10 protein-coding genes and 1 pseudogene are annotated in these 11,348 nt (G+C 36.6%); 8 read left to right on the top strand and 3 right to left on the bottom strand.

Going from position 1 to position 11,348, the window contains the following annotated elements:
* A pseudogene (locus AP75_RS14355) lies at positions 1-317 on the top strand (hypothetical protein); the annotation flags it as partial.
* A 7-nt stretch (positions 318-324) separates the two neighbouring features.
* Here the strand turns inward: AP75_RS14355 and AP75_RS12950 are convergent.
* Positions 325-1,515, bottom strand: coding sequence for a phosphoglycerate kinase (locus tag AP75_RS12950; protein WP_088264929.1), 1,191 nt, complete (start codon positions 1,513-1,515; stop codon positions 325-327).
* A 639-nt stretch (positions 1,516-2,154) separates the two neighbouring features.
* Here AP75_RS12950 and rpiB point away from each other — a divergent pair.
* Genes rpiB through tsaB form a run of 7 tightly spaced genes read left to right on the top strand, consistent with a single transcriptional unit; the run spans position 2,155 to position 8,311 of the window.
* Entirely contained in the window at positions 2,155-2,586 is a 432-nt protein-coding gene (gene rpiB, locus AP75_RS12945; protein ID WP_088264928.1) for a ribose 5-phosphate isomerase B, read from the top strand.
* 25 nt (positions 2,587-2,611) lie between these two features.
* A complete protein-coding gene (gene rnr, locus AP75_RS12940) occupies positions 2,612-4,768 on the top strand; it encodes a ribonuclease R (RefSeq protein ID WP_088264927.1) in 2,157 nt (718 codons plus the stop codon).
* 50 nt (positions 4,769-4,818) lie between these two features.
* A complete protein-coding gene (locus AP75_RS12935; RefSeq protein WP_031501214.1) occupies positions 4,819-5,499 on the top strand; it encodes a LysE family translocator in 681 nt (226 codons plus the stop codon).
* Positions 5,499-6,428 carry a S66 peptidase family protein gene (locus AP75_RS12930; protein ID WP_088264926.1) on the top strand — a complete coding sequence of 310 codons (930 nt, stop codon included), beginning with the start codon at positions 5,499-5,501 and terminating at the stop codon, positions 6,426-6,428. The genes AP75_RS12935 and AP75_RS12930 overlap by 1 nt, the downstream gene beginning before the upstream one ends.
* 4 nt (positions 6,429-6,432) lie before the next feature.
* Positions 6,433-6,804 (top strand): YraN family protein, encoded by a 372-nt coding sequence (locus AP75_RS12925; protein WP_031501215.1) that lies wholly within the window; start codon positions 6,433-6,435, stop codon positions 6,802-6,804.
* Between the two features lie 25 nt (positions 6,805-6,829).
* Positions 6,830-7,582: an SDR family NAD(P)-dependent oxidoreductase gene (locus tag AP75_RS12920; protein WP_031501217.1), complete on the top strand. Its 753-nt coding sequence runs from the start codon at positions 6,830-6,832 to the stop codon at positions 7,580-7,582.
* A gap of 51 nt (positions 7,583-7,633) precedes the next feature.
* The gene (tsaB, locus tag AP75_RS12915) at positions 7,634-8,311 is read left to right on the top strand and encodes a tRNA (adenosine(37)-N6)-threonylcarbamoyltransferase complex dimerization subunit type 1 TsaB (RefSeq protein WP_088264925.1); all 678 of its coding nucleotides are present in this window, start codon (positions 7,634-7,636) and stop codon (positions 8,309-8,311) included.
* Positions 8,312-8,369: 58 nt separating this feature from the next.
* On the opposite strand, the gene porW is transcribed toward tsaB, so the two are convergent.
* A complete protein-coding gene (gene porW / locus AP75_RS12910) occupies positions 8,370-10,853 on the bottom strand; it encodes a type IX secretion system periplasmic lipoprotein PorW/SprE (RefSeq protein ID WP_088264924.1) in 2,484 nt (827 codons plus the stop codon).
* A 179-nt stretch (positions 10,854-11,032) separates the two neighbouring features.
* Positions 11,033-11,348: transposase (locus AP75_RS12905; RefSeq protein ID WP_088264535.1), on the bottom strand; the 316-nt coding region annotated here is incomplete at its 5' end.

The following is an 11,348-nucleotide window of genomic DNA, read 5'->3' as shown; positions in this document are numbered from 1 at the left end:
TGAAAATCTCCATTCCAGGTCCACCGAGAAAAAAAGACACCCTCTACCAGAAACAAACAAAGCGCAAAAAATTCAGAACCAGAGCTGCCATAGAGCCTATCATCGGACATTTAAAAACTGATTTCAGGCTGGCTAAAAATTACTTTATGGGAGAAACGGGGCCTCAAATCAATGCCTTCCTAGCAGCAACTGCCTGGAATATGAAGAAAATGATGGAGATTCTTAAAGCCAATCTTCGTTGGCTATATTTTTCTTTGCAGAATTTCCTCTTTGCTGCATATTTTTTCACAATAAAAAGAAAATATTTATATTGTTAAGGAACGACTAACTATTGATTGCTTTTACACCCGGAAGTTCACGTCCTTCTAAACTTTCTAGCATTGCACCTCCTCCTGTTGAAACATAACTTACTTTATCAGCGTAATTGAATTGTTTTACAAATGCAACACTATCTCCTCCTCCAACTAAAGAAAAAGCTCCTAACTTAGTAGATTCAGCGATACTGTCTCCTAAAGCAATGGTACCCTCGGAAAAATTAGGCATTTCGAAAACTCCGATCGGTCCGTTCCATAGAATCGTTCTAGAATCCATCAATACATCGTGAAATAAATCTCTGGTTTTGAGCCCAGCATCCAATCCCATCCAACCATCAGGAATATCATAAATATCTACTTCTTTTCTGTCTGCATCATTGTTGAATTCATCTGCAATAATGGTATCTACAGGTAAATATACTTTTACATTCAATGCTTTTGCTTTTTCTAAAATTTCAAGTGCAAGATCTATCTTATCTACTTCAAGCAAAGAATTTCCAATACTTCCACCTAAAGCTTTAATAAAAGTAAATGCCATTCCTCCACCGATAATTAAATTATTTATAGCTGGTAAAATATTTTGTATAATGGTAATTTTAGTTGAAACTTTAGATCCGCCAAGTATTGCAGTTATGGGCTTTTCGCCACTTCTTAATACTTTATCAATGGCTTCCAGCTCTTTAGCCATCAATAAACCGAAGAATTTAGTTGAAGGGAAGAATTGCGCAATCACCGCAGTTGAAGCATGTTCTCTATGAGCTGTTGCAAATGCATCATTTACATAAGCATCGCCGTATTTAGATAATTTTTCAGCAAATTCTTTATCTCCAGCTTCTTCCTGTTCATAAAATCTGAGGTTTTCCAGAAGAAGTATTTCACCAGGTTTTAGATTAGCCTTCATGTTTTCAGCATCCTCACCTATGCAATCTTTACAGAACTTTACTTCTTTTCCAAGAACTGCTTCTATTTCCGGAACAATATTTTTTAGAGAAAACTGCTCAGAAAATTTTCCTTTTGGTCTTCCAAGATGTGTCATTAAAATTACAGATCCTCCATCATTCAGTATTTTATCGATCGTAGGTTTCACCGCTTGAATTCGGGTATTATCCGTTACTTTCAGATCTGCACTTTGGGGAACATTAAAATCAACCCGCACCAAAGCTTTTTTATCTTTGAAGTTGAAATCATTAATTGTTTTCATAAAAATCTCTGTTTTTTAGTTTCACAAATTTAAGATTAATTCGGTCGATTAAAAATTTAATTTGATATAAAATTCCACAATCCCAAAAGACTCATTTTATCTACACTATATTCTTTTTTTTAATAAAGAATAAATGAATACTGTTGTTGTAGCGGCCGACTTTGGGGAAAAATAAAATCAATTATTTTGTCACAATTATTGGTAGATGAATTCATATATAATTCACATTGCAAGTGCTTGATTTTTAACTTAATTTAACATTTACCAACAATTGTGAATAAATCGTCCAGAAAGGTTTTATTAAAAAATGTACTATGGAAAACTGCTTCGGTTTCTCCCCAAAACTTTCATTAACATTTTTTCTGAAAGTTCAATTGAATGTTGCAATATGAATTTAATATAAATAAAAAAAGGAAAATTTTTAAAGACTTATCCACACGAATTGCGAGTTATCCTCACAATCTATGTGCATTACTTTATGATTAATAAGGATAATGTTGAAAAATAATCCTCGTGCTTTTCCTTCGATCTGATCATTATTTTCTGTTAAATGCTCACATTTTAAGGAGAATTGAAACCCTATTTATATTAATAATCATAAATTTGTATCAATTGAAAGTCTGATCATAAAAGAATAAAATGAAAAAAATAGCTATTGCTTGCGATCACGCAGGATTCGATTACAAAGAAATCATTAAAAAACATCTCGAAAATCAATATGAAATAGAAGATTTTGGCACTTACTCCAAAGATTCTGTGGATTATCCCGATTTTGTACATCCTGCGGCAAGTTCTGTAGAAAATGGAACAAATGATTTGGGAATTCTTATTTGTGGCAGCGGACAAGGTGTTTCCATTACTGCCAATAAGCATCAGCAAATCCGTTGTGCGTTGTGTTGGGATACCGAATTGGCAGCTTTAGCAAAACAACATAATAACGCGAATATGGTGGCAATTCCGGCAAGATTTATTTCCAGTGATTTGGCAATTAATATCGTAGAAACCTTCCTCAATACCGAGTTTGAAGGAGGAAGACACCAAAAAAGAGTGGATAAGATTGCATGTTGCTAATCCACCACAATTAAAAAATAAATAAATGGCAAAAAAAAGCAAATTTATATCTCATAAAAACAATCATAAACTCCAAGAAATTGGGCGTTTGATTTTGTCTTTTATGAATAAAAACTCCACGAAAATCTATAATTATAAGCAGATTTCGGATGGAATAGATTATAAAAATCCGCGGCAACGCGAGCAGGTCATTCAGGCGCTGCACAAACTTATTTCTGAAGAGCGAATCAAGGAAGTAGAAAAAGGAAAATACATCATCAACCTTAAGATTGAAGGCACTTTAACAGGAATTATCGATTTCAACCAAGCAGGAAATGCTTACGTAAAAGTAGACGGAATTGATGAAGATATCTTTATCCATTCCAAAAATGTGAAGGATGCACTACAAGGCGATAAAGTACTTATCGTAACCTATCACTTCAAAGGAAGAAAACTAGAAGGTTCGGTTTTGGAAGTTATCGAAAGAAATCGCAGCGAATTTGTCGGAACTTTCCAGTTGATTAAACATAAAGATTTCGGTTTTGTGGTTTGCGATAAAAAAACCATTAATACCGATATTTTTGTTCCTAAGGGTAAAATTGGTGGCGCAGAAGACGGTGATAAAGTGGTAGTGAAAATGACTGATTGGCGACCAGGAGAGAAAAATCCGGAAGGAGAAATCATCAAAGTTCTCGGAGCTCCAGGCGAACACGAAACCGAAATTCATTCTATTTTAGCGGAATATGGCCTACCCTACACTTTCCCCGAGGAAGTGGAAAAAGAAGCTGATGAAATCGATCGTAGGATTCTCGATAGTGAAGTGGCAAAGCGCCGCGATATGCGAAATATTTGCACCTTTACCATCGATCCAAAAGATGCGAAAGACTTCGATGATGCCCTTTCTATCCAGAGATTAGATAACGGAAACTGGGAAATCGGTGTTCATATTGCCGATGTTTCTCATTATGTAATTCCAGGAACTTTGTTGGATGATGAGGCTTACGATAGAGCAACTTCCGTTTATTTGGTGGATCGCGTGGTTCCGATGTTGCCCGAAGTTTTAAGCAATGATGTATGTTCATTACGACCGAATGAAGATAAATACACTTTTTCCGCAGTTTTTGAGCTTGATGATCAGGCAAAAGTGGTCAAAGAATGGTTTGGAAGAACCGTAATTCACTCCGATCGAAGATTCAGCTACGAAGAAGCGCAGGAACGAATAGAAACTGGAAATGGTGATTTGGCAGAAGAAATCCTTACTTTGGATCGATTGGCTAAAATTCTTAGAAAAGAAAGAATCGATAATGGTGCGATCACTTTTGACCGAAGCGAAGTACGTTTCAACCTCGATGAGAACAGCGAACCAATTGGTGTTTATTTTAAAATCAGCAAAGATTCCAATCATTTAATTGAAGAATTTATGCTTTTGGCCAACCGAAAAGTTTCGGAATTTGTTTCCTTGAACAAAAGAGGCGAACCTACCGGAAATACCTTTATTTATCGTGTTCACGATGATCCTGATCCCACCAAATTAGAAGCTTTAAGAGAATTTGTGTCCACATTCGGCTACAAAATGGATTTGGCCAATACCAAGAAAGTCGCCCAATCTTTGAACAAGTTATTGCAAGATGTGAAGGGAAAAGCCGAAGAAAACATGATCGAAACATTGGCGATGCGATCGATGAGTAAAGCCATCTACTCTACCAATCCTATTGGGCATTACGGTTTAGGATTCGAGTATTATTCGCATTTCACCTCTCCCATCCGCCGATATCCGGATCTTATTGCGCACCGTTTGTTGCAACATTATCTTGATGGAGGAAAATCTCCTAATAAAGATGAAATCGAAGAAAAATGTAAGCATTGTAGCGCAATGGAAAGACTCGCTGCAGATGCAGAAAGAGATTCCATTAAATTTATGCAGGTTAAATTCATGGAGAAACATTTGGGTGAAGAATTTACCGGAGTTATTTCCGGCGTTGCCGATTTCGGTTTCTGGGTTCAAATCCCGGAAAACGGTGCAGAAGGCCTTATCAAACTTCGTGATTTGATGGATGATTCTTACCAATATGATGCTAAATCTCATGCAGTAATCGGTTCCAGAACCGGTAACAAATATCAATTGGGCGATAAAGTGAAAATTAAGGTAATGAAGGCGAATTTGATACAGAAACAACTGGATTTTAAAATTATTAATGATTAGATTTTAATAATTTTTATTTTCAAAACCAATCCATTACTATCTCATCAATTATGATTGAACTTATTTTATCCGCTGTAGGATTAGGAATAATGCTTAGTCTGGTCTTTCTCGGACCTATTTTTTTCCTGCTTATCGAAACCAGTTTTTCCCGTGGTCCGCGACATGCTTTTGCGTTGGATATGGGCGTTATTACGGCCGATATTATTTGCATCGTTGCGGCATTTTTTGCCAGTGCAGATTTGGTGCAACTGATTGATAAACATCCCGGTTTTTACCGTATTACGGCCTTTATCATCCTGATTTATGCGATTTATATGATTGTTTCCAGAACTAAAATGCATATCGCAGGGGAAGAAAAAATGATCAATCAGAATTATTTTAAAACCTTTCTCAACGGATTTTTCTTTAATATTCTGAATATCGGGGTCGTCCTTTTTTGGTTGGTGACGGTCATATCCGTGCGAAATGCCTATCCAAATCTCGATGAATTTCTTTTGTATATGGCCTTGGTGGTAGGAACTTATCTCATCATCGATATTTTAAAAATTTATCTTGCCAAGCAATTTCATGATAAGCTGACCGAAAAATTAGCCAATCAAATCCGAAAAGGAGTAGGTTTTATCTTAGTAGGTTTCAGCATTTTTATATTTCTACAAAGTTTTAAAAAATTCAATCAATTTGATCGAAAGTTGGAAGAAGCAGAAAAAACAGAACAAAAATTAAGCAAGTAATGGACAGCATCATTTTTCCCAAAAGCTTAAAAAAAGGAGATCAAATCGCCATTATTTCTCCAGCGGGATCGGTGAACGAATCTCAATTGGAAAATGGGTTAAAAATCATTGAATCAAAAGGTTATGAACCTGTTTTGGGCAAGCACCTTTATAACAACTATTGGAATGGATATTCCTATGCTGGAACTGAAAAAGAGAGAATCTCCGATATGAATTGGGCGTTCAATGACGAAGGAATTTCTGCAATTTGGACATCGAGAGGTGGTTATGGTTGCCAGCATCTGCTAAGGAATTTAAAACTTTCAAAATTCAGAAAAAACCCGAAATGGTATATTGGATATTCGGATAACACCGTGATACAGAGTTATTTGATAAAAAATAATTTTGCTTCCATTCATGGACAAACCGTGAAAACTTCAAGTTTTGGTGTTTCCGAAGAAAGTTATGATCTGACTTTCGATATTTTACAAGGAAAACTACCGAAATATTCTATTGAAAAAAGCCCTTTCAATAAAGATGGAGATGTTGAAGGCGAATTGGTTGGTGGAAATTTAGCCCTTATTTATGCGTTGCTTGGAACGCCTTATTCTTTCAATTTTAAAGATAAAATCCTTTTCATCGAAGACATTGGTGAGAATTATTATGCACTCGATCGCATGATGATTTCCCTTGATTTGGCCGGAGTTTTCAGGCAAATTAAAGGATTAATTGTCGGTGGAATGACCAATATGGGCAACGAAAAAGACAATAAAAACTACGAAGAAAGCTTCGATGAATTTGCCTATCAAATTATTTCGGAACGGTTGAAAAAGTATGATTTCCCCACCGTTTTTGGATTTCCAAATGGGCATATTTACGATAACCGTCCGCTGATTATTGGTGCAAAAGTAACTTTGAAATCCGATAAGAAAGTGGAAGTTAATTTCTAACAAAATGGCAGATCACAACGATTTCGGGAATTTAGCAGAAGACCTGGCTACAGAATATTTAGTTAAAAAAGGCTATAAAATTCTTGCGAGAAATTTTCATTTTCAGAAATTGGAAATCGATATCGTAGCTGAATATAATGAAATAATCGTCGTGACCGAAGTGAAAGCTCGCAGTTACACGACGGTTATTGAACCACAAGAAGCCGTAACCAAAGGAAAAATAAAGTCGATTGTTTTATGCGCAGATTTCTTCATGAAAGAGAGAAAACTCGACAAAGAAGTACGTTTCGATATCATCACCATTGTCCCCGATTCGGCCGGAGTTATGCAAATAACCCATATCGAAGATGCTTTTCAGAGTTTCGATGCCAATTAATTATTAAACAATTTCTTTTTAAAATATGAAAACAGCACTAATCACCGGAGCCACCTCGGGTATTGGAAAAGCTACTGCAAAATTGTTTGCTGAACAAGGTTTTAAACTTGTTATTTGCGGAAGACGAACCGATGTTTTAGAGGAATTAAAAGTTGAACTTTCCCGATTTACCGAAGTTTTTGCTTTAAACTTTGATCAAAGAATTTTCAGTGAAGTTGAAAAAGCAATTCTTTCCCTACCTGAAAACTTTAAAAATATTGACATTCTCATTAATAATGCCGGAAATGCACATGGATTAGAACCACTTTCCGAAGGAAGAATTGAGGATTGGGATGCGATGATGGATGGAAATGTGAAGGGACTTTTGTACGTTTCTAAACTCATAATTCCTGGAATGAAAGCCAAAAATTCGGGACATATTGTGAATATTTCTTCCGTTGCGGCCAAACAAACGTATGCCAACGGCGTGGTTTATTGCGCTTCAAAAAGAGCAGTGGATGTAATTTCCGAAGGAATGCGCCTAGAACTTACCGAATTCGGAATTAAAGTGACCAATATCCAGCCCGGATTGGTTGAAACCGATTTTTCAAAAGTTCGTTTCAAAGGGGATGAAAACCGAGCAAATACCGTTTATCAGGGTTTTAAAGCTTTGGAAGCTAAAGATGTCGCCGATGCAATTTCCTATTGTGTGAATACTCCGAAACATGTAGCCATTTCAGATTTAACGATTTATCCGAGTGCGCAAAGTGAACCGAGAACAGTTTATAAAAATTTGTAAAAATCATTTCCCAACATGATTTGATTGTCTTTGAATTCCTAAATTTGCCGCATGAAAATCCTCCATATCGAAACCTCGTCGAAAAACTGTTCCGTTGCCATCTCCGATGGCGAAGAATTGCTGTGCTTATGTGAAGAAGTTTCAGAAAATTATAAGCAGTCCGAAAGTCTTCACACCTTTGTAGAATGGGCTTTGGAAGGCGCTGAAATTTCGCTCCAAGATTTAGATGCTGTTTCTCTGGGAATGGGTCCCGGTTCCTACACCGGCTTGCGAATTGGCTCCTCCTCCGCAAAAGGTTTTTGTTATGGGCTAAAAATTCCTTTAATCGCCGTAAATTCTATGGAAACGATGATAGAGCCGTTTTTAAGCCGCGATTTCGATTTTGTGATTCCATTGCTCGATGCAAGAGGAATGGAGGTTTATACCGCAGTTTTCAACGGAAAAACCGGCGAAATGCTGTCTGCAACCGAAGCGAAAATCTTAGATGAGACCTCTTTTCAGGAATTTAAAGATCAGAAGGTGATTTTCGTGGGCGATGGAGCTGCGAAGGCGAAAGCTATTTTGCAACTTCCAAATGCGGAATTTGATGAGAAAATCTACCCTTCCGCGAAATTTTTAATTAAAAAATCCGTAGAGAAATTCAATCATCAGGATTTTGAAGATGTTGCTTATTTCGAACCCTTTTACTTGAAAGAATTTCAAGGCGTAAAGAAGAAAAGCAAATCATAAAAATTTATTATTCAATACTAAAAATAGGCTGTCTCGAAATTGGGACAGCCTATTTATTTTATTGTATTTGTGCAGGTTTTTCCAATTGCAAACTTTTTCCAGGCCTTCTCAAAGGTGGTGTTGCATCTGTATTCGATCTTCCCTGTGGTGTCGCAAGTTCTGTGGTTTCTTCTTGGGAACGCATTGGCGAAGGAGCTGCATCGTCTTCCTGAATTTGTGGTTTTCCAGGTCCGGAAGGTTGGTTTTTATTGCCGTTTTCGTCGGTTATTTCCATCACCAAATCACTTTTTAAGTACTTCAGCATTTCTTTAGCTTTTTCGCCTTCGAGCGTTTTAGAATAGTTGAGCGCAATTTGTTCGAGTTGCAAAATCATGATCTCCTTTCCTGCTATTTTTCCGGAATTAAAGGCATTTAATAAAGCGAATTTCGGATCGAGTGCATCTTTCGGATATTTTTCTAATGAGCTTTCAATCAATGCTTTACTTTCAGTATATTTTTCTTTGCTGTATAAATCGAAAGCCTCGGCATAAGCTTTTTCCACTTCTTCCGATGATTTTGCGAAGGCATTATTTTTAGGATTTTTCACAAATTCCGCATACGAAGTGTAAGGAAATTCGGTGAGAATCATTTGTTTTGCTCTTTCGCCGGCTGCAGGATTTTTTTCATAATTAAAGGCAAAAATACTGTACAAAGCTTGCAATTTGGTTTCCTCATCAGGATTAGTATCGACAAGATCGTATAAAGTTTTGGTTGCGAGCGGCGTATCGGAAAAGAAATTTTCATACATTCTTCCAAGCCCTAAACTTGCCGTATCGCGTGCTTTTTTTAGTGCTAATATTTCCTCGGTTTTGGTAGGGATTTTCTCAATGTAAAAGCTCGGCTCCAGTCTTCGCGGATCCGGCGCTGAGGAAATTCCCATGGCTTCATTTTTAAGGTCTTCGATCGAGTTGCTTCGCGCGGAAGTACGCCAATTGTCGCTCAAGCTTCGGTTTCCCCAGATTTGTTTAAAGCTGGCTTCCCCTTTGGCTACGGTACTCAAATTGGCAAAATAGAACCCACCTTTTTGAGTTCCAAAATCCTGGAAACCACTTTGGTTATTAGCAAAAATTGAGTTAGAAGAATAATCTCCGGTGTCGAAACCTTGGCTTCTTTCGTTTCTTTTTCTTTCGAGTTCTTCCTTGGCTTCTTTAGCTTTTATGGCTTCGATATGTTTGTTGAAATAAGCGATTCTATCCGCTTCCGGCATTTTGGTTAATGCCAAAATACTGTCATTTTTTTTGATTAAATAATAATTGGCAGAAACCTGTTTGATGTTCGATGATTTCTCCTCCAAAAGAATTTTCGATGGTTGATAGGTCATTACCGCCAAAGCAGAATCGTAGTAAGCACCGGCCGAAAGGTAATCGCTTTCTTCGAAAAACCCCTTCCCGATTTCGTAATAAGCGAGTCCACGAATTTGCGGATCCGATAATTTTTCTTTCAAAGATTGAGCGAAATAAGCTTTTGCTTCCTCTTTTTTTCCGGCTTTGTTGGCCATTAAGCCCAGTGCGTAGTAAAACTCATTTTTTCGGGAAGCGTATGTTCCTTTTTTACTTATTTTCTCGATGTATTCTTTTGCGCCTTCGTAATCGTCTTTTCCATTAAAGGTTTTGGCGATTTCAATTTGCGACTTCACTTCAAATTCGAAATTGTTGGCATTTTTGTAAGCGGAAACAAAGCTTTCTCTTGCTTCTTCATTTTTGCCAAGATTCGCCAGGATTTGACCTCTTAAAAATGCAATTCTGCTTCTTAATTTTCTGTTTTTATTAAGTGCATACGCATCTTCGAGCTCGGTAATCGCATCTTCTTTTTTTCCGGCTTGCAAGAGCATTTCTGAGTAATAAATGCTGAGTAATTTATTATAATCTTTCTTGAGATCCTCTTTTTTTAATTCCGCGAAAACGTCTTGTGCTCTCGAAAAATCTCCCATTTTCGAGTAAGCCAATCCCTGATAGATTTTTGCCAATGGAAGTCTTTTATCTTTTCTCATGTTCGAAAAAATATAATTTAAACCATCCAATGCTTCTAGTGGTTTGTTGTTGTAAATTCTTGCTTGAGCGAGCAAAATATGGGCATCGAAAATCTTTTTATTTTTTTCCTCTCCCCCTTTCATTACAGAATATTTGGCAATGGTTTTCAGTGCTTTAGCTTCAGAAATTTCAAGAATTGACGCGCCCGATTTCATCGGTACATTGGCAGAATTTCTTCCTGGAACACCCGGTCCGTTTAAATTGGGATCTTCACCAAACATTCCGCTGGATTGTAAATCGGTTCCCAAAGGTTGTTCATCATAAGTTAAAAGCTGAATATAAGGCGCATAAAAATTGTCCTGATGAGCCTTATCGCGGTTTTTCAGTTCGGTTTGCAGCGCTTCTTTACTGTTGAAAAGAGTGTTGTAATAGGAGAAAAATCCTTTCATAAAGGAAGAATCGTTGTTCTTTTTCCTAGTAGAACAAGAGTTGAGAACGGTGATTGCTAAAAGGAAGTAGATCGTTTTTTTCATTATTTGATAATAACTTGTAAATCGGCATTTTAGTATAAAATTACCGGCTAATTTTTGTAAAAATAATGATTTTTTACTTTTACCATTTATTATTGAAAATCTTTTAACAGCGCATAAACCAAATGCGTAGGAAGTCCCATAATGGTGTAAAAACTTCCGTTGATCTTTTTAGAGCCTGTTTAAATTTTATTCAATAAATTTTTTATAGCGGATAATTTTACCATATTTTCAGAATTTTCCATTAGTAATTCGTAATTCCTGCATAATCTCCTGTCGTTATCAAACCAGGAAAATGTCCGTTCAATAATCCATCTTTTAGAAAAGGGCTTAAAATCTGTTTTCTTTTCATCATTTCTCATCACCACATTGATTAGATAAGCAAACTTATTTTTCACCTGTTCTATGATTTCTCCTCTGTAACCTCCATCAGCAAGAATAATCTTCACAGGACTTAAGAAATATGCCAAAGTTCTCATGAGAAAATCAACAGCTTTA

The organism is Kaistella haifensis DSM 19056, from assembly GCF_000735695.2.
Classification (GTDB): domain Bacteria; phylum Bacteroidota; class Bacteroidia; order Flavobacteriales; family Weeksellaceae; genus Kaistella; species Kaistella haifensis.
This window is presented reverse-complemented; position numbering and strand designations above follow the sequence as displayed.

Bases quoted from the DNA above. Each gene is read 5' to 3' on its own strand.
- AP75_RS12950 (WP_088264929.1), bottom strand. From the start codon at position 1,515: ATGAAAACAATTAATGATTTCAACTTCAAAGATAAAAAAGCTTTGGTG.
- rpiB (WP_088264928.1), top strand. From the start codon at position 2,155: ATGAAAAAAATAGCTATTGCTTGCGATCACGCAGGATTCGATTACAAA.
- rnr (WP_088264927.1), top strand. From the start codon at position 2,612: ATGGCAAAAAAAAGCAAATTTATATCTCATAAAAACAATCATAAACTC.
- AP75_RS12935 (WP_031501214.1), top strand. From the start codon at position 4,819: ATGATTGAACTTATTTTATCCGCTGTAGGATTAGGAATAATGCTTAGT.
- AP75_RS12930 (WP_088264926.1), top strand. From the start codon at position 5,499: ATGGACAGCATCATTTTTCCCAAAAGCTTAAAAAAAGGAGATCAAATC.
- AP75_RS12925 (WP_031501215.1), top strand. From the start codon at position 6,433: ATGGCAGATCACAACGATTTCGGGAATTTAGCAGAAGACCTGGCTACA.
- AP75_RS12920 (WP_031501217.1), top strand. From the start codon at position 6,830: ATGAAAACAGCACTAATCACCGGAGCCACCTCGGGTATTGGAAAAGCT.
- tsaB (WP_088264925.1), top strand. From the start codon at position 7,634: ATGAAAATCCTCCATATCGAAACCTCGTCGAAAAACTGTTCCGTTGCC.
- porW (WP_088264924.1), bottom strand. From the start codon at position 10,853: ATGAAAAAAACGATCTACTTCCTTTTAGCAATCACCGTTCTCAACTCT.